The organism is Rhizobium sp. NZLR11 (assembly GCF_019685115.1).
Lineage (GTDB): Bacteria > Pseudomonadota > Alphaproteobacteria > Rhizobiales > Rhizobiaceae > Rhizobium.
On sequence record NZ_JABDWD010000002.1, the window covers coordinates 99928 to 117674 of the forward strand.

At 61.7% G+C, this 17747-nt stretch carries 17 protein-coding genes; 9 read left to right on the top strand and 8 right to left on the bottom strand.

Annotated elements, in window-relative coordinates:
- Positions 1 to 17 precede the first annotated feature (17 nt).
- The 4 genes from HJB83_RS04250 to repC all read left to right on the top strand — a co-directional run bounded on the left by HJB83_RS04250 (position 18) and on the right by repC (position 5119).
- Positions 18 to 1079: an ABC transporter ATP-binding protein gene (locus HJB83_RS04250; RefSeq protein WP_221116879.1), complete on the top strand. Its 1062-nt coding sequence runs from the start codon at positions 18 to 20 to the stop codon at positions 1077 to 1079.
- Between the two features lie 272 nt (positions 1080 to 1351).
- Positions 1352 to 2560, top strand: coding sequence for a plasmid partitioning protein RepA (gene repA / locus HJB83_RS04255; RefSeq protein ID WP_221116878.1), 1209 nt, complete (start codon positions 1352 to 1354; stop codon positions 2558 to 2560).
- A gap of 69 nt (positions 2561 to 2629) precedes the next feature.
- A complete protein-coding gene (gene repB / locus HJB83_RS04260; protein WP_221131316.1) occupies positions 2630 to 3607 on the top strand; it encodes a plasmid partitioning protein RepB in 978 nt (325 codons plus the stop codon).
- Positions 3608 to 3820: 213 nt separating this feature from the next.
- Positions 3821 to 5119, top strand: coding sequence for a plasmid replication protein RepC (gene repC, locus HJB83_RS04265; protein ID WP_221116876.1), 1299 nt, complete (start codon positions 3821 to 3823; stop codon positions 5117 to 5119).
- Here the strand turns inward: repC and HJB83_RS04270 are convergent.
- The 3 genes from HJB83_RS04270 to HJB83_RS04280 form a co-directional block, all read right to left on the bottom strand.
- The gene (locus HJB83_RS04270) at positions 5101 to 6906 is read right to left on the bottom strand and encodes a methyl-accepting chemotaxis protein (RefSeq protein ID WP_221131317.1); all 1806 of its coding nucleotides are present in this window, start codon (positions 6904 to 6906) and stop codon (positions 5101 to 5103) included. The genes repC and HJB83_RS04270 overlap by 19 nt on opposite strands.
- A 10-nt stretch (positions 6907 to 6916) precedes the next feature.
- Positions 6917 to 7906 (bottom strand): cytochrome-c peroxidase, encoded by a 990-nt coding sequence (locus tag HJB83_RS04275; RefSeq protein ID WP_207585128.1) that lies wholly within the window; start codon positions 7904 to 7906, stop codon positions 6917 to 6919.
- 220 nt (positions 7907 to 8126) lie between these two features.
- The gene (locus HJB83_RS04280; RefSeq protein ID WP_207585127.1) at positions 8127 to 8609 is read right to left on the bottom strand and encodes a ProQ/FINO family protein; all 483 of its coding nucleotides are present in this window, start codon (positions 8607 to 8609) and stop codon (positions 8127 to 8129) included.
- Between the two features lie 277 nt (positions 8610 to 8886).
- Between HJB83_RS04280 and panC the strand changes: the two genes are divergently transcribed.
- Positions 8887 to 9780 carry a pantoate--beta-alanine ligase gene (gene panC, locus HJB83_RS04285; RefSeq protein ID WP_207585126.1) on the top strand — a complete coding sequence of 298 codons (894 nt, stop codon included), beginning with the start codon at positions 8887 to 8889 and terminating at the stop codon, positions 9778 to 9780.
- Positions 9777 to 10598: a 3-methyl-2-oxobutanoate hydroxymethyltransferase gene (panB, locus tag HJB83_RS04290; protein ID WP_207585125.1), complete on the top strand. Its 822-nt coding sequence runs from the start codon at positions 9777 to 9779 to the stop codon at positions 10596 to 10598. Before panC ends, panB begins: the two co-directional genes overlap by 4 nt.
- A gap of 13 nt (positions 10599 to 10611) precedes the next feature.
- On the opposite strand, the gene HJB83_RS04295 is transcribed toward panB, so the two are convergent.
- Positions 10612 to 11526 (bottom strand): hydrogen peroxide-inducible genes activator, encoded by a 915-nt coding sequence (locus tag HJB83_RS04295; protein ID WP_207585124.1) that lies wholly within the window; start codon positions 11524 to 11526, stop codon positions 10612 to 10614.
- Positions 11527 to 11667: 141 nt separating this feature from the next.
- Between HJB83_RS04295 and katG the strand changes: the two genes are divergently transcribed.
- Positions 11668 to 13854: a catalase/peroxidase HPI gene (gene katG / locus HJB83_RS04300; RefSeq protein WP_221131318.1), complete on the top strand. Its 2187-nt coding sequence runs from the start codon at positions 11668 to 11670 to the stop codon at positions 13852 to 13854.
- Between the two features lie 77 nt (positions 13855 to 13931).
- Here the strand turns inward: katG and HJB83_RS04305 are convergent, their stop codons facing one another.
- The 3 genes from HJB83_RS04305 to HJB83_RS04315 all read right to left on the bottom strand — a co-directional run bounded on the left by HJB83_RS04305 (position 13932) and on the right by HJB83_RS04315 (position 15303).
- The gene (locus tag HJB83_RS04305) at positions 13932 to 14342 is read right to left on the bottom strand and encodes a type II toxin-antitoxin system VapC family toxin (RefSeq protein ID WP_207585122.1); all 411 of its coding nucleotides are present in this window, start codon (positions 14340 to 14342) and stop codon (positions 13932 to 13934) included.
- Positions 14339 to 14599 carry an antitoxin gene (locus HJB83_RS04310; RefSeq protein WP_207585121.1) on the bottom strand — a complete coding sequence of 87 codons (261 nt, stop codon included), beginning with the start codon at positions 14597 to 14599 and terminating at the stop codon, positions 14339 to 14341. Before HJB83_RS04310 ends, HJB83_RS04305 begins: the two co-directional genes overlap by 4 nt.
- Positions 14600 to 14847: 248 nt before the next feature.
- Positions 14848 to 15303, bottom strand: a complete 456-nt coding sequence (locus tag HJB83_RS04315; protein WP_221131319.1) for an SgcJ/EcaC family oxidoreductase — start codon at positions 15301 to 15303, stop codon at positions 14848 to 14850.
- 412 nt (positions 15304 to 15715) lie between these two features.
- Between HJB83_RS04315 and HJB83_RS33970 the strand changes: the two genes are divergently transcribed.
- Complete coding sequence (locus HJB83_RS33970) at positions 15716 to 16261, top strand: hypothetical protein (RefSeq protein ID WP_311044272.1); 546 nt, start codon at positions 15716 to 15718, stop codon at positions 16259 to 16261.
- Positions 16262 to 16301: 40 nt separating this feature from the next.
- Here HJB83_RS33970 and HJB83_RS04330 read toward each other — a convergent pair whose 3' ends face one another.
- Positions 16302 to 17270: a zinc-dependent alcohol dehydrogenase family protein gene (locus HJB83_RS04330; RefSeq protein WP_221131320.1), complete on the bottom strand. Its 969-nt coding sequence runs from the start codon at positions 17268 to 17270 to the stop codon at positions 16302 to 16304.
- 54 nt (positions 17271 to 17324) lie between these two features.
- On the opposite strand from HJB83_RS04330, the gene HJB83_RS04335 reads away from it, so the two are divergent.
- Positions 17325 to 17735 (top strand): thioesterase family protein, encoded by a 411-nt coding sequence (locus tag HJB83_RS04335; protein ID WP_221116866.1) that lies wholly within the window; start codon positions 17325 to 17327, stop codon positions 17733 to 17735.
- The last annotated feature ends 12 nt before the right edge of the window (positions 17736 to 17747 follow it).

The window sequence follows — 17747 nt, forward strand, 5'->3', positions numbered from 1 at the left end:
ATTTCAGGAGGACTGCAATGGCCCATGTTTCGGTCAACAATGCACGCAAGGATTACGGCGCTTTCAAAGCCATTAAAGGCGTATCGGTCGACATCGGCGACGGCGAGTTCGTCGTTCTGGTCGGCCCCTCGGGCTGCGGAAAATCCACGTTGCTCAGGATGATCGCCGGCCTGGAAGGCATCACCTCAGGGCAGATCCAGATCGGCAGGCATATCGTCAACGAGCTTGCGCCCAAGGATCGGGACATCGCCATGGTGTTTCAGAATTACGCGCTCTATCCGCACATGACCGTTGCAAAGAATATGGGTTTTTCGCTGCGGCTGAAACGAATGCCGAAGACGGAGATCGATCAGCGGGTCGGCAATGCCGCCAAGATCCTCGGCCTGGAAAGTCTGCTGGAGAGATATCCGAAACAGCTGTCGGGCGGCCAGAGGCAGCGTGTCGCCATGGGCCGGGCGATCGTGCGCGACCCGGCCGTCTTCCTCTTCGACGAGCCGTTGTCGAACCTCGACGCCAAGCTCAGAGTACAGATGCGCTCAGAGATCAAGGAACTGCATCAACGGCTGCAGACGACCACCATCTACGTCACCCACGACCAGATCGAAGCCATGACCATGGCCGACAAGATCGTCGTGATGAAGGACGGAGTGATCGAACAGTCAGGCTCGCCGCTGGAATTGTACGACCGCCCCAACAACCTTTTCGTTGCTGGCTTTATCGGCTCACCCGCGATGAATTTCATCAGCGGCAACATGACGCAAGACGGGTTCCGAACCGCCGACGGGCTGCTGCTGCCGAGCGAGCGCCGCCCGGATGATGCCGTGACTTATGGCATCCGTCCCGAGCATATTTTGCTGGATTCCAACGGCATCGAAGTGACGACCGTCGTCGTGGAGCCTACGGGTTCGGAAACGCTGGTTATCGTCCGGTTAGGAACGCAGACGCTCACCTGCGTCTTCCGGGAGCGGATCAGGGCGGCCCCCGGCGAGGTGCTGAGGGTTGCTCCGGTCCCTGATGCCGTTCACCTGTTTGCCGCCGGCGAGCAACGCATCACATCAGGCGAAACCCCGGTGAATTAAGCCGGCCGATTGCCCCTCCCCTTCGGCCGGGTGTCGGCCGGGGGCGCGTTTTCCGCGCCCCCGGCCGCGAAAACTCTTAAGTCTTCAGGCACTACAGCGCAAAGGACGCTGTAACTTGGAATTGCTGCAGCACCGGCCAAGTGCTTGAACCAACGCCGAAAAGGTTAATATGCGTTAACCTTAAAATTCTTGGCTGGCATCGGAGAATCGCGGATAATAACGGTTAGAAGGGCTTTTGGTCCCGAAAATCGTTATCCGAGAGATTGCTGCCAATGAACGCTAGTTTGATGCCTTTGAACAAGGCGCCGTTGCAATTCGAGGATCAGATCCTCGAACATGGCGACGTGATTTCAAAGAAGCTGCATCTGCTCAGCGTGCAGCGCTTTCCGCCCAATGCGAAGAAAACGCTGCGCAACTTCTCCCTGGCGGAGGTCGCGAATTTCGTCGGTGCCTCGCAAAGCACGCTGAAGAAACTCCATCTCGAAGGCAAAGGCCCCTGCCCGCAGACGTCGCCCTCCGGACGCCGCTCCTACACCGCCGAGCAGATGCTGGAACTGAGACGATATCTCGATGTCCACGGCCGCTCCGAAAGCCGCATGTATGTTCCCCATCGCCGCGGCAATGAGAAGCTGCAGGTGCTGGCCGTCGTCAATTTCAAAGGCGGCTCCGGCAAGACGACGACGGCCGCCCATCTTGCCCAGCATCTTGCGCTGACCGGCCACCGCGTGCTTGCCGTCGATCTCGATCCGCAGGCATCGCTCTCGTCCCTGCATGGGTTCCAGCCGGAGTTCGACCAGGCCGCATCCATCTACGAAGCGATCCGCTACGACGGCGAGAAGAAGTCGCTCGCCGACATCATCCACAGGACGAATTTTCCCGGCCTCGATATCGTGCCGGCCAATCTCGATCTGCAGGAATACGAATACGACACGCCGCTCGCCATGGCCGACAAATCGACCAATGAGGGCAAGACGTTTTTCACCCGCATCTCGCGCGCCCTTGCCGAAGTCGACGATCGCTACGATGTCGTCGTCATCGATTGCCCCCCACAGCTCGGTTACCTCACCTTGACGGCGCTGACGGCGGCAACAAGCGTGCTGATCACCATCCATCCGCAGATGCTCGACGTCATGTCGATGGGCCAGTTCCTGCTGATGCTCGGCGGCATCCTGAAGCCGATCCGCGCGGCCGGCGCCGAAGTGAACCTCTCCTGGTACCGCTATCTGATCACCCGCTACGAGCCGACCGACGTGCCGCAGGCGCAAATGGTCGGCTTCATGTCGACGATGTTCCACGAGTTCATGCTCCGGAACCAGATGGTCAAATCGACGGCGATCTCGGATGCCGGGATCACCAAGCAGACGCTCTACGAGGTCGAGCGTTCGTCGATGAACCGGGGAACCTACGATCGGGCGCTGGAGGCGATGGGCTCGGTCAACGCAGAGATTGCCGATCTCATTCACCAGGCATGGGGGCGATGAACTTGTCGGCTGACAAATTCATCGTTTCCTTAAACCGAATCAATTGATTGACCGCAATCGGGGGACGTGATGGCACGAAAGAATCTTCTGGAAGGGCTGGGCGACATGCCTGACGAGGGCGCAGGCGCGCCGAACTATCCGATGCGCGGGGCAGGCCGGTCGCTTGTCCGCTCGCTGGATGAACTGGCCAAACAGGCGGAGAAGTTCCTGGAGGGCGAGGCGGTCGTCGATCTCGACCCGGATGTCGTCGATGTCTCCTTCGTCAAGGACCGCCTGTCCGAGGACGACGAGGAATTCCGCGCGCTGGTCGAAGCGATCCGCGCCCGCGGGCAGGATACGCCGATCCTGGTGCGTCCCCATGGCAAGATCGACGGACGCTATCAGGTTGTCTTCGGCCATCGGCGCCTGCGCGCGGCCCGCCAACTCGGCCGCAATGTCAGGGCCGTCGTCAAGGCGATCGACGATCGGACCCATGTCATCGCCCAAGGGCAGGAGAATTCGGCCCGGGCCAACCTTACCTTCATCGAGCGCGCCCTCTTTGCCAGCCGGCTGGAGGAGCTTGGCTACGACAGGGAGGTCATCTCGACCGCACTCGCCGCCAATGCGGCGTCGATTTCGAAGATGATAACGGTAATGGATCGCATCTCGCCGGAGGTCGTCCAGGCGATCGGCGCGGCGCCCGGCATCGGCCGTGAACGCTGGGTGGAGCTTTCGCTGCTCGCCGGCAAGTCGGCCAATGCGGCCGATATCGCCAAGATCCTGGAAGACGACGATTTTCTTGGATCGCCCTCCGACAAACGTTTCGAAGCGCTCTACACGGCGCTGAACAAAAGCGCCCGGCCGGTGAAGAAAACCCAAGCCGCGGCAGGCAAGGTCAAATGGCAGCCGCGGGACAAGGCAGTTCAGGCAGAAATGAAGAATGACGGCAAGGCATTTTCGCTTTCGATGAAAGCCAGGAATGCCGGCCGCTTCGGAAAATTTCTCTCCAGCAGGCTGGATGTGCTCTATGAGCAATTCCTCGCCGAGGAGAGCAATCAAGGAGACTGAAACCGCAAAAGAAAAAGGCCCCCAAACGACCAGGTCGTGGAAGCCCTTCTCCTATCCTTAAGCAAGACAGAGAATCGCATTTTCACGAATCCCAGTCAAGAGTCCTGCAGCGCCGCCCGTGTCTTTTTCAGACACGCAAGGAACGCTGTAGCGCTTTGAAGCTACGCGCCGTTTGGTGAGCGGATTTCTTTTGCCTGATGAAAGGTGAAGGAAATGGAGAGTGAATGTGTGACGACGCCCTTCGGGCGGCGGCCAATGTCGCTTGCCATGCTGCTGAAACAGCGGCGAGGCGAAGCGATCGAGCCCGGGACGAGACGCAACAAGTGGAAACTGTTCAGATCTGTCTGCGAGGCCCGCGCGCGTCTCGGCGTGAGCGACCGCGCGCTGACGGTGCTCGATGCCCTGCTGACATTTTTTCCCGACGACGAGCTGTCCGGTGGGAAAGGACTGGTCGTCTTTCCCTCGAACGCGCAACTTTGCCTCAGGGCACGCGGCATGGCCGCCGCGACATTGCGCCGGCATCTCGCAGGTCTCGTTGAAGCCGGCCTCATCTCCCGCAAGGACAGCCCGAACGGCAAGCGCTATATCAGGCGCCACAGGGAAGGCGGGCTCGACGAGGCCTATGGCTTCAGCCTGGCGCCGCTTCTTGCCCGCGCCACCGAGATCGAAACGATCGCCGCCCGCATCGCCGCTGACCGACAGATGCTGCGCGCAATGAAGGAGCGGCTGACGATCTGCCGGCGCGATATCGCCAAGCTCGTTTCCGCAGCCGTCGCGGAAGCGGTTCCCGGTGACTGGGAGCGCACCTCTTCGATGTTCCAGGCGCTCCTGCAGCGCATTCCGAGGGCAGCAACGCCCGAAAACCTCTCGCCGGTCCTCGAAGAGCTCGAGACGGCGCGCCGAAACATCATCAACACATTGGAATCGCACGATAAAATTCAGATAGCGAGCACCAATGAATCCCAGATTGAGCGCCACATACAGAATTCGAACCCTGAATCCACATCTGAATCTGAACCGGGCTTGGAAACGGGGCAGAAGGCGAACCGAGATTGCGAGCCGAGGGCAGGGCTGGAAAGGTGCGAACCCAGAATGGTGGGGAAGGACGGGGAGGGATCGCGGGCCATCGCCCGGACGAATGCTGCGGGATTGAAATCTTTCCCGCTCGGCATGGTTCTGCAGGCCTGCCCTGACATTGTCGACTATGGGCCAGGCGCCGCGATCGCCAGTTGGCGGGACCTGATGATGGCGGCGGTCGTCGTGCGCTCGATGCTGGGCGTCGGCCCGTCGGCCTATGAGGAAGCGGCGAAGGTGATGGGACCGGAGAACACCGCCGCCGTCATGGCCTGCATTCTGCAGCGGGGAGAGAGCATCAACTCCGCCGGCGGTTATCTCAGGGACCTGACGCGACGCGCCGAACGCGGCGAATTCGCGCTCGGTCCGGTGCTGATGGCGCAGTTGCGCACGAGGGGCTCATCTCCCTCGCACCCCGCTCAGGCAGCATTGCGATAGGCCCGCGTGCCGGACGCCGCCCTGCCCAGTTCGAACTGGGTAACCAGCTCGCGCAGGCGCTCGGCCTCGCCGGCAAGCGTGACGCTGGCGGCTGTGGTTTCCTCCACCATTGCGGCGTTTTGCTGGGTCACCTGGTCGAGCTGGTGCATGGCCGCATTGACTTCCGACAGGTTGGTAGACTGTTCGCGCGCCGCGCCTGCCAGTGCTTCCATGAACCGATTGATATCGACGATGAAGCGGCCGATATCACCAAGTGCTGCGCCGGTCTGGTTGACCAGTTCGACGCCGGTGGTGACCTTGGCGGACGACCGCCCGATAAGGTCCTTGATCTCCTTGGCGGCCTGGGCCGAGCGCTGTGCGAGTTCGCGCACCTCCTGGGCGACAACGGCAAAACCCTTGCCGGCCTCGCCGGCCCGGGCAGCCTCGACACCAGCATTGAGCGCCAAGAGGTTGGTTTGGAAGGCAATCTGGTCGATGACGCTGATGATGTTGTTGATCTGCTTGGACGATTCCTCGATCTGCCCCATGGCATCGACTGTCTGGGCCACGACCTTGCCCGAGCCTACGGCGCTGCGATTGGCACTGTCGGCGACACCGCGGGCCTCTTCGGCGATCTTGGAGGCTTCGTTGACCTTGGCAGTCACGGCGCTGAGCGCCGCGGCGGTCTGTTCGAGCGTCGCCGCCTGCCGCTCGGTGCGGCCGGAGAGTTCGTTGGAGCCGTTGCTGATCTCGCGAGTGCCGGAATTGATGATCGATACGCTTTCGGAAACGGAAAGGAGCGTGCCGCCGAGCTGCTCGACGGAGGCGTTGAAATCATTTCGGAGGGGCTCGAATTCCGGCGCGAACCGGTCCAAGAGCTTGAAGGCGAGATCGCCCTCCGCGAGCCGCTTCAGCCCGGCCGCGAGACCCGACGTGGCAACCGTCAGCCGCTCGGCCGCGCTCGCCTCCGCCTGCTCCTGGTCAGCCAGCCGGTTTGCTTCCGCCAGCCGCCGGTTTTCCGCGGCTTCGCCTTCGAGCCGGGTGCGGGCGATGGCGTTCTGGCGGAAGACTTCCACCGAGCCCGCCATCAGGCCGATCTCGTCGCGGCGCCCCGCATAGGGGATCGCCTTGTCCGTCTCGCCGCTCGCGAGCTCCTGCATGGAGTGCGTGATGCGCTGGATCGGGCGCGACACGTGCCGGGCGATGGCGATCAGTATGCCGAGACCGATGATGGCGGCAAGGCCCGCCAAGGCCAATTCGATTTCGATCTTCGTCTCCAACGCGCTGCCGGCGTCAGCCACACTCTCCGTCGCAATCTGATCGACGATGGCATTGACGGCGGCAATTCCGGTCAGGATCGCCTGCTGCGAACGCGCCAGCTTTTCGGCCGTCGGGACCTCTTCCGCCTGCTGCAGTCCAAGGCTGATCCTGACATTCTTATCCCAGACCTCATGCGCCTGGCGGAGCGATCGTACCCCCTCGGTCAGCGAAGCGGCGAGATCGATGCGGCCAAGCTCATCGAGCGATTGCGAGAGCACGCTGTCGGTCGCGTCAAACTCGGCCTTGACCTCGGTCGCCGGCACGAAGTTCGTCATCGACAGCACCCGCTCGACCACCGATGTGGCTTGCCGGAACTGCTGTTCGATATGAGCGGAGGCCAGCTTGGCGTTCACCGCCTCCTGCACCACCGCGGCGACCCGGGTCTGGCCGGTGACCGCCTGGTAGCCGATCAGGAATGCGCTGCCGAAGCCGACGACGATCGTTGCCACCATCGGCACGAGAATCTGCATGCGTATCGAGAGTTTCATTGCCTGCACCTCAGTTCGGCAGCGTCGGCAAGGGGATGTCTTGCTTTTCCGCGGTCAAAGTTCCCAGAAAGGCGATCAAATCTTTGCTCTCCTCTTCCGTCAGCAGGAAGGGCGACATCGCCGGATCGAGCGACGGACGGCTGACGCCGCCGCTTTCATAATGGGCGATCACCTCGTCCATGCTCTTCAGGCTTCCGTCATGCATATAGGGACCACGGTAGAGCGTGTTGCGCAGGCCGGGTGTCTTGAAGGCGTATTTATTGTTCGGGCTGCTCGCGTCGATCTTGTAGCGGCCGATATCGTCGCCTGGCAGACCGATGTCATGGAATTTGTTGTCGGTGAAATTCCAGCCCGTGTGGCAGGAGGAACAGCCCACAGTGCCGGTGAACAACTCAAAGCCCCGCTTGGCGCTGTCCGAAACCGCCTTCTCGTCGCCATCCACCCAGCGATCGAACGGCGACCAGTTGGAAACCACCGTCCGCTCATATGTGGCGATCGCCGTCAGCAGGGTCTCCTTGCTGATGCCCTTGTCGGGAAACACCTCACCGAACCAGTTCTTGTAATCGGGTATGCCCTGCATTTCGATCACGGCGTCGTCGAGCTTTCCGTTCATTTCGGCGGCAGCGGTGATCGGACCTGCCGCCTGCTGCTCCAGGTTCGGCGCGCGCCCGTCCCAGAAGAAGGGCGACACCCAGGCAACGTTCAGAACCGTCGGCGCCTGGCGCGCCAACGGGGTATTGGCGGCGCCGATCGGCGTCGTCACCGGCGTCTCGAAGCCGAAGGAAGGATTATGACAGCTGGCGCAGGTCATGTTCTTGTTGCCGGAAAGCCGGGGATCGAAGAACAGCATCTTGCCGAGCGTCGCCAATTGCGGGGAATAGGCCGTCACCCCCTCGAAAGGGACCGTCAGCGGTCTTTTATAGGCGGAAAGATCCGCGGCCGCGCTGGGCTGGACTGCGGCCAATGCGAAGAGGGAAGCTGCAATCAGGAGACGCGTCATTCTAGCAGGTCCGGAGAACGTTTCTGGCTGATGCTAAAATTAGCGCAATTGCATTAATGGTATGTAAAGCAAAATATATTTGAGGCCGACGTGAAGATTTTGCCAGCCAGCATTGCAATGCGGATATTTATCCCAGCGAAATACAATACCAGGTCTACTTATATCGATGTTGCGGATGCACGAACGACTTAAAGGAAGCCGGATATGGGCAAACCCAATGTCATCCTGCTCTGGCCGACGCGCCCTTCTTGCCGAGAAGAGCTGCGCGGATCTGTTCGCTCTTGCTCAGCAGGGGAAGGGGAACCGGTACTGGCGCTTCGGGCGCTTCGGCCTTGCCGGTGCTCTGCTTGAGACTCAGGAAGCGTTTTTGCGCGACCAGCCGGTCTTCGGGCGTCATTGGTTCGACGGGTTCGCCCTCGAGGCCGTGGCGCATGGAATCGGGCTGGGCGCTTGCAAAATAGTAGCGCCGGCAGTGAACATAGGCGGCGGTCGCCCGACGCAGCGTCGTCACGCCGGCTTCGGGCTTCAGCAGCGGACGCAGTTCGTTGAAAAGGCCGACGGCAAAGGGAAGGATCGGATCTCCTGCTTTGGCCGGAAGGACGGCGACCGACCGGATCAACAGCATGTTGATCGCGGTTGCCTTCTCAACGTCGAGCTCGGTTGCCGCAATCGGTCCGCGGCTGATCTTCCAGGGCTTGTCCATGCGTCCTCCATATAACGTCCATAGCGACCGACTATGATGGTATTTTGACGAAAAGGGCGAGTAACGGACGTGGCACATCGTCGGTCCGGCTGCAAGCCGCACTGAAGCGGTGCGGCAGCCCTGTGGCGAAATGCCGTTTCCTGGGTTGATGTCGCTCGGTGTTTTCGGAATGCCGTTTCATCTAATCGTTTTTATCGAGCAATATGCATTGACCTCCAGCATCGATTACAGTCCTTATCCGCGCCCAAGATAGAGTGACCGGCCGCGGGGAGGATGTATGCGGGTTTTCTCGAGTATTGACGAGCTGCGCCACACGCTGGATGCGCTGAAGCGGCAGGGGAGGACTGTCGGCCTCGTTCCGACGATGGGCTATCTTCATGCCGGTCATATGGAACTCGTCTCGCGCGCGCGCGCCGAGAACGACATCGTCGTCGTCTCGATTTTCGTCAATCCGCTGCAGTTCGGCCCGGCCGAAGACCTGAGCAAATATCCGCGCGATCCGGAACGCGACGCAGCCATGCTGAAGCAGGTCGGGGTCAATTTCCTTTTTTCGCCCGACGTCGAGGATATGTATCCCCAGCCGATGCTGACCGTCGTCGACGTTCCCGATCTCGGACACGAGCTCGAAGGGGCGGTCAGGCCTGGGCACTTTGCCGGTGTCGCCACCGTCGTCAACAAGCTCTTCAACATCGTGCAGCCGCAGACCGCCTATTTCGGAGAAAAGGACTATCAGCAGGTCGTCATCATCAAGCGCATGGTGGATGATCTGGCCGTGCCGGTGCGGGTGATATCGGTGCCGACGGTTCGGGACGGCGACGGCCTCGCATTGTCGTCGCGCAACGTCTATCTCAGCGAGGCGGAGCGGCGTGCCGCGGTGATCGTGCCTCAGACCCTCGACGAAGCGGAGCGTCTCATCGCCGGCGGCCTGACGGATCCAGCTGAACTCGAGAAAAAGCTCAAGGCGTTTCTCGGTCGAGAGCCTCTGGCAAAGCCCGAGGTCGTTGCCGTCAGGGATGCTTCGACGCTGCAGCCGGTCGCGTCGATCACAGAACCCGTCGTCGTGGCGCTCTTCGTTCGGCTCGGCACGACACGGCTTCTCGACAACCGGGTCCTCGGGGGTAACAGAGTGATCGGCGGGCGGGGCTTGCCGGGAAAGGGAGTGACCAGATGAGTGCGGCCGGGATTCAAAAGCGCCTTACGCCAGCCCGCATTTTAGCAATGAAGGGCGGCAAACCGATCGTCTGCCTCACCGCCTATACGACGCCGATGGCGCGGCTGCTCGATGAGCATTGCGATTTGCTCCTGGTCGGGGATTCGCTCGGCATGGTGCTCTACGGCATGGAGAACACCATTGGCGTCACGCTCGACATGATGATCGCACATGGCAAGGCGGTGATGCGCGGCGTCGGCAAGGCTTGCGTCGTCGTCGACATGCCGTTCGGCAGTTATCAGGAATCGAAAGAGGTTGCCTTCCGCAACGCCGTCCGCATCCTGCAGGAAACTGGCTGTGATGCCGTCAAGCTGGAGGGGGGCGAAGAGATGGCCGAGACCATCGCCTTTCTGACGAAGCGAGGGGTCCCGGTGATGGGGCATATCGGCCTGATGCCGCAGCAGATTAATACCGCAGGCGGTTATCGTTCCGTCGGCCATTCCGAACACGAGACGTCGAAGATCCGGCGTGACGCGCACGCCATCGGCGGCTCGGGCGCCTTTGCCGTTGTCATCGAGGGCACGGTGGAACCGCTCGCCCGAGAGGTGACTTCAGCCATGCACATCCCGAGCATCGGTATCGGCGCCTCCTCAGCCTGCGACGGCCAGGTTCTGGTCTCTGACGACATTCTCGGGCTCTTCAACGATTTCACGCCGCGTTTCGTCAAACGCTACGACGAGCTCGGCAAGCGGGTCACCGAGGCTGCCGCCGCCTATGCCGCCGAGGTGCGATCGCGAAAGTTTCCGGCAGCAGAGCACACGTTCAAGCGGCGATCCTGAGGACATCCGGCCATCACCGTGCGACCTGTCGTTCGCGCATAATGTCGGCCGACCGGCGAACCGCCTCGGAGACCTGCAGGAGCTGTTTGGCCATGGGGGTCGAATTGCGCCAGACCATGCCGATCGTTCGCGACGGCTGCGGAGACTGGAAGCGGGAGATCGAAACGTGCGCCGAGCGCGTTTCCACAGGAACCGCCATCTCCGGGATCAATGTGATGCCGATGCCGGCGCTGACCATCTGGACCAGGGTGGAGAGCGAGCTGCCTTCCATGACTTCCCGGGGGCGGGCCGACCCGATCTTGCAGAACGACAAGGCCTGGTCGCGGAAGCAATGGCCTTCTTCCAGCAGCAGCAACCGCATTTCGCGCAGCGCCTCGCGTTCGGGCACCGGCTTGCCCTCGTCTTCTGGCCGCCGCACCAACACGAATTCTTCCTTGAAGAGCTCGAGCTCGGTCAGCGACGGTTCCGACACGGGCAAGGCGACGATTGCCGTGTCCAACTGGCCTTGGGTAAGCTCCTGAACAAGCTTTGCCGTCTGCGTCTCGCGCACCTCGATCTGAATTCCGGCGAAAGTTTTGTTCAGATCGTTTATGATGACCGGCAGCAGATAAGGCGCGATGGTCGGTATGATACCGATGCGCAGCCGCGTCAGGAAGGAGTCGCTGGAGGCGCGCGCCAGCTCCCCCAGCTCGTCCACGCCGCGCAGGATCGCGCGGACCTTGAGAGCGAAGGTCTGGCCGAAGGCCGTCAGCTTTACTTCACGCGCGCTGCGCTCGAAAAGCGCGCTGCCCAACTCCTGCTCAAGTTCTTTGATCTGCATTGAGAGTGCCGGCTGGGAGATGGCGCAGGCGTCGGCAGCGCGCCGGAAGCGGCCATCCCTCGCCAGGGCTTCAAAATAACGCAGCTGTTTCAAGGTCAGGTTCTTCATAAGCTCAGCTTATCGCAGCAATCAGTAAATCCAACTTAAAATTATCATATGCTTCCGATATGAAGACAGCAAGGGAGAGCGGGGCGCCCACTCGGCTCAACGTTTGAATGGCAGACAGATCAAGCAATGAAGGAGACAATCATGGACAACCCCGCTGACAGCACAGGCAAATGTCCTGTTGCGCATCACAAGGCTCCAGCCGCCCGGTCGAACCGTGACTGGTGGCCGAACCAGCTGAACGTGCAGATTCTTCACCACAACTCCGGCCGCGCCGACCCGCTCGGCCAAGCCTTCGATTATGCCGAGGAGTTCAAGAAGCTCGATCTCGAGGCGCTGAAGCAGGATCTTCATGCGCTGATGACGGATTCGCAGGATTGGTGGCCGGCCGACTTCGGACATTACGGCGGCCTGTTCATCCGCATGGCCTGGCACAGCGCCGGCACCTACCGCATCACCGACGGCCGCGGCGGCGCCGGCCAGGGCCAGCAGCGTTTTGCGCCGCTCAACAGCTGGCCTGACAATGCCAACCTCGACAAGGCCCGCCGCCTGCTGTGGCCGATCAAGCAGAAATACGGCAACCGCATCTCCTGGGCCGACCTTCTGATCCTCACCGGCAACGTCGCCTTGGAATCCATGGGCTTCGAGACCTTCGGCTTTGCCGGCGGCCGTGCCGACGTGTGGGAGCCCGAGGAACTGTTCTGGGGTCCTGAGGGAACCTGGCTGGGCGACGAGCGCTACAGCGGTGAACGCCAGCTGGCAGAGCCACTCGGCGCCGTGCAGATGGGTCTCATCTACGTCAATCCGGAAGGCCCTGGCGGCAATCCCGATCCGATCGCTTCGGCGCGCGACATCCGCGAAACCTTTGCCCGCATGGCGATGAACGACGAAGAGACCGTGGCGCTGATCGCCGGCGGCCACACCTTTGGCAAGACGCATGGCGCAGGCGATCCGTCCCTTATCGGCGCCGAGCCGGAAGGCGGCGCGATCGAGGATCAGGGCCTCGGCTGGAAGAGCTCGTTCGGCAGCGGCGTCGGCAAGGATGCCATCACCGCCGGTCTGGAAGTGACTTGGTCGCAGACGCCGACCAAGTGGAGCAACTACTTCTTCGAAAACCTCTTCGCTTTCGAGTGGGAACTGACGAAGAGCCCGGCCGGCGCGCATCAGTGGCAGGCCAAGAACGCCGCCGCCTCCATTCCGGATGCCTATGATGCCTCGAAGAAACATCTGCCGACCATGCTGACCAGCGACCTGGCACTGCGTTTCGATCCGGTCTACGAGAAGATCTCGCGCCGCTTCCTCGAAAATCCAGATCAGTTCGCCGACGCCTTCGCCCGCGCCTGGTTCAAGCTGACCCACCGCGACATGGGACCGAAGGTCCGTTACCTCGGCCCTGAAGTGCCGGCCGAAGACCTGATCTGGCAGGATGTGATCCCGGCCGTCGATCATCCGCTGGTCGACGACAAGGACATCGCCGAGCTGAAGGCAAAGGTGCTGACAACCGGTCTTAGCGTGCAGGAACTGGTCTCGACCGCCTGGGCGTCGGCCTCGACCTTCCGCGGTTCCGACAAGCGCGGCGGCGCCAATGGCGCGCGCATCCGCCTTGCCCCGCAGAAGGACTGGGACGTCAACCAGCCGGCACAGCTCACCAAGGTGCTCGGCGTTCTTGAAGGCATCCAGAAGGACTTCAACGCTGCCCAGACCGGCGGCAAGAAGATCTCGCTCGCCGACCTGATCGTTCTCGCCGGTGCTGCCGGTGTGGAGAAAGCGGCAGCCGCCGGGGGTCATCCCGTCAGCGTGCCGTTTACGCCGGGCCGCACGGATGCATCGCAGGAACAGACCGATGCTGCCTCCTTCGCTGCCCTTGAACCGCGCATCGACGGCTTCCGCAACTATGTGAACGGCAAGCGCCTGCAGTTCATGAAGCCGGAGGAAGCCTTGGTGGATCGCGCCGAGCTTCTGACGCTGACTGGACCCGAAATGACGGTCCTCGTCGGCGGCCTGCGAGTCCTGAAAGCCGGCACGCCCGATCATGGCGTCTTCACCTCCGGCCCGGAAACGCTGACGAACGACTTCTTCGTCAACCTGCTCGACATGGCCACGCAGTGGTCGCCCGCAGCTGGCAAAGAAGGCGTTTACGAAGGCCGCGACCGCAATACGAACGCAGTCAAGTGGACCGGCACCCGCGTCGACCTGATCTTCGGCTCGCATTCGCAGCTTCGCGCCTTTGCCGAAGTCTACGGCCAATCCGACGCCAAGGAGAAGTTCGTGAGAGACTTCGTCGCGGCCTGGACCAAGGTCATGAACGCCGACCGTTTCGACCTCATCTGATCGGTAAGCATTCCCCCGGGCGCAGCTTCGGCTGCACCCGGGCATTTCTTTCTTTATGGAATGCCGCGCATCGGGAACTACCGCCCGACCATCCAATCCTCGACGCGCAAGCCATCCACGCGCCGGAACTCCCCGACATTGTTGGTAATGACAAACAGATCCCGGGCCTTCGCCTGGGCGGCGATCAGAACATCGTAGGGACCGATTGGCCTTCCCTTTGCCGCCAATGCCGCGCGGATCTCGCCGGCGGCCAGCGCATCCTCGCGTTCGAAACCAATGGCTGGGAAATCCGCCATGAACAGGCGCAGGGTCTCAAGATTGTAGGAAATTTTCGCGCTCCCATAGGCGCCGTAATAAAGCTCGTGCATCACGATCGTCGACAGTCCGATCGATCCCTCGTCGCTCTCAATCACGCGGCTCAAGAGTATGTCGGACTTCCGGCCGATCAAAGCGATCACTGCATTGGTGTCGACGAGATGGGTGATCACTTGAACAGGTCCTGTAGCCCAGGCCTCTCCTGATCCTCCGGCTGCCCGCGTCCTTCCGCCATGAAATCGTCACTGAAGCCGCGCTCCAAGGCGCTCTGCAACGACGCCCAGCGCCTGCCGTGATCGGTCCGCGGCCGCAGGATTATGGCATCGCCTTCCCGCGTCACTTCTACCTGGTCAACGTCGAAACGGAATTCCTTCGGCAGACGAACCGCTTGTGAATTGCCGGATTGAAACACTCGTGCATATTGCGGCATAGGAGCCTCCGCGATTTGTATATATTAGAACGTATATACGCGGTGCGCCATGTTTTTAAAAGAAGGAGAAGGCGTGCCAGGCACACCCCTCCTGTGTCATGCCGGCTCCGTGCCTCGAGCATCTGCCATCGATCGATGACAGATGCTCGAGGCACAAGCCGCGCACAACGAATATGCAGTCAGCAGTAGGAGACCCCGTGTGGGGTGAACACGGGATCTCCCTGCCGGACCAATAAGTCGATGAAACGTTACTTCTCCGGCATCATCGACGAGTGGTGCGAGGTGATCAGCCAGCTGCCATCCTTGAACTCATAGGTGTAGGTATAGCGGGCCGGCACCTTCGAACCGTCCTTCAGCGCGAATGTATAGGTGCCGGTATCGACTGCCCAGTTGCAGCCGGTCTTGATGTCGCGGCTGTCGATGTGGCCCTTGGGCTCCTTCGCCAGGAAGTGCTCGAAATAATCGATCCGTTCCGCCTGGGTCAGGCGAGGTTTGTCGGACAGGGTGGCGAGAAGCACGGAATCCTCGCTATAGTTCTTTGCGACTTCCTGCGGGCTCAGCGTCGCCAGCGACGTATTCCAGCGGTCGAAAAGCTTTGCCACTTCCTCCTCGCTGACTGGCGCGCAAGTCGCCGTTTCGGCCGCTGCCGCCGACTGGACCTGAACGAAACCGAGGACGAGGGCGGCAGCGATGATCGTACGCATGTTTGACTTTCCTTTATGGCGGCTCCGGCGGACATCGCATCGGTCAACCGCATGACCAATATCTAAGCGGCCGGCGCTGCGGCCCCATCTGCCGGGTGGCTCCGATCCGATTTGCCGAACGGCATAGATGACATTCCCACCGGAATGACTATCGTGCCCGCGTCATTCATTTCAGGAGCAGTCCCGTTGGGTCTGGAGCATAACACAGATACGGCGCATTCGCCTGATGTCGCGGAGATGAGAGCCCTTTACAGCGCGGGCGGCACGTCTGCGTTTCATCATCGAAGTGCGGAACCTTCTCGACACACACGCCTTCGAAACGGCCGCCCCAGAGGTCTTGTCCCGGCTTGCCGATTTCGCCGGAGCGCCGCTTGCCAGGCTCGTCTTTCCGCCCTTGCAGGGAGAGGCGCCCGTGCAGCTTACGGTCGGGCAATCGAGGAGCTCGGAAAGCGACGGCATCCTGTTTGCCTCGCAGGATGGTTCCGCTCTCCATCTGACGCTCATCGGTCCTTCGAGGGCGCGCGCATACGATGCCGACGACCGGCAGACCTTGGAGGTGGTGGCGGGCCAGCTCGCCGACGCCTGCAATCTCGAACGTCAGGCGGCAGAAAAGCAGGCGCTGCTCGGCGATCTCGAACGGCAGCGCAGCGAGCTTGCCGCCCTGGTCGCGCAGCTGATCCAGGCACAGGAGCAGGAGCGGCAACGGGTGGCGCTCGATCTGCATGACGGCTCGGCGCAGCCGATCCTGGTTCTCACCGCCGACGCGACCTTGCCGACGCGCAGGCGGGCGCTGTCCCTCGGCGCTAAGGATTTCCTGACGAAACCCTTCGATGCGATCGAGGCGGTCCTGCGCATCTTCAACCTTCTTGAAACTCGCATTCTGACGTTGGAGCTCGCCAGACACGGGCTGGCGACGCCGAAGTCGGAACGGCCGTGGGTCGATCCACCCTTATCTTGAAGGGGCGTTGGCCGTCGGCGGCGGTTTGCGCGCTCGCGTGTCAGGCGAGCAGCACCTTACCGCCCGTCCGGAAGGGAAGGGCGGATTGCAGCGCCTGGCGGATATTTTCCAAGGGAAAAACCTCCCGCACCTCGGTCGCGATGACCTTCGAGGCGATCTGCGCCGCCACCTCGGCATAGGCGCGCTGGACGTCGCCCACGGCTTCGGAATGAACCCATTCGCGAAGATGGAAGAAGGAAAAAGCGACATCTGGATGCGACGACCAGAAAGACGGCGGGATGCTTTGTCCCGAGAGCAGGCCGTAATGCACGAAATGCCCGCCGGGTTTGAGCGCAACGGCAAGGAGGCCGGCGCGCGTGCCGCCGACGCAGTCGAGCACCGCGTCGAGCCCATGCCGGCCAGCCATCCCCGCTGCCAGGTCGCCGTCCGCCCTGTCGACGATGACGGCCTCGAGGCGGCCGCGGAGGCGCTGGAGGGATTCCTCGCTGCGGACGATCGCCACCGGCTCAACATCGACGGCATTGGCCAGACCGATCAGGATCGATCCGATCGAAGAGGCAGCGGCATTGATGGCGATGCGCATGCCCGGCCTCAGCCCGATCTTCTTGTGCAGCATCAGCCAGGCCGTCATCGGGTTGACATAGCTCGTCGCAGCCTCGAAGTCGGACAGCTCGTCCGGAACACGCAGGCACCAGCTGGGATCGGTATCCTTGTATTCCTGCCATCCGCCGACGCTGCGCACCGGCAGCACGCGTGTGCCGGGGACAACCCCATGGACCTCTTCGCCGCACGCTTCGACCACCCCGAAGGCTTCGAAGCCGGGAATGAAGGGCAGGGTGGTGCGTCCGGCATAGGTGCCCGATATGGTGATGATATCGGACGGATTGATCGACCGCGCAAGCAGCCGCACGCGCACCTGGTCGCGCCGCAGCACCGGCAGTGCGGCCCGCTCGATCTCAACGACCTCCTCGGCCGGCCCGAATTTTCGCACGACCGCCTGATATTGCATTGCATCCCCCAGACAACAGCGGTTAGAACACGCCTTCGAAATTTCGGTGATCGAATGAGTGTTGACGACAGGCCTTTAGCATCGTTCCGGGTCTCGATGCGAGACATCGACATCTATGGTCATGTCCACAATTCGGTGTATCTCGATTATTGCGAGGATGCCGTCGTCGAATTCCTGCGGCACCGGCAAATTCTCAGCCACTTCCGCCACACCTCCTCGGGTGTCGCCTATCACGTGAAGAAGGCGGAAATCATTTTTCACAGCCCCATCGACGTCGACGATGTCGTCGAAGCGAAGGTGGCCGTCGGGAAAATCGGGCGCACGAGCCTCTCCTTCGCGCTCGAGCTCTTTCGCCAGCGCGACGGCGCCCATTGCGCCTCGGCCGGCCTTGTCTGGGTCTGCGTCGGCCTTTCCGACGGCCGCCCGACGCCGATTCCGGAAGCGACCAGAGCCGCTTTGGGCTGACGGCAGATCTTC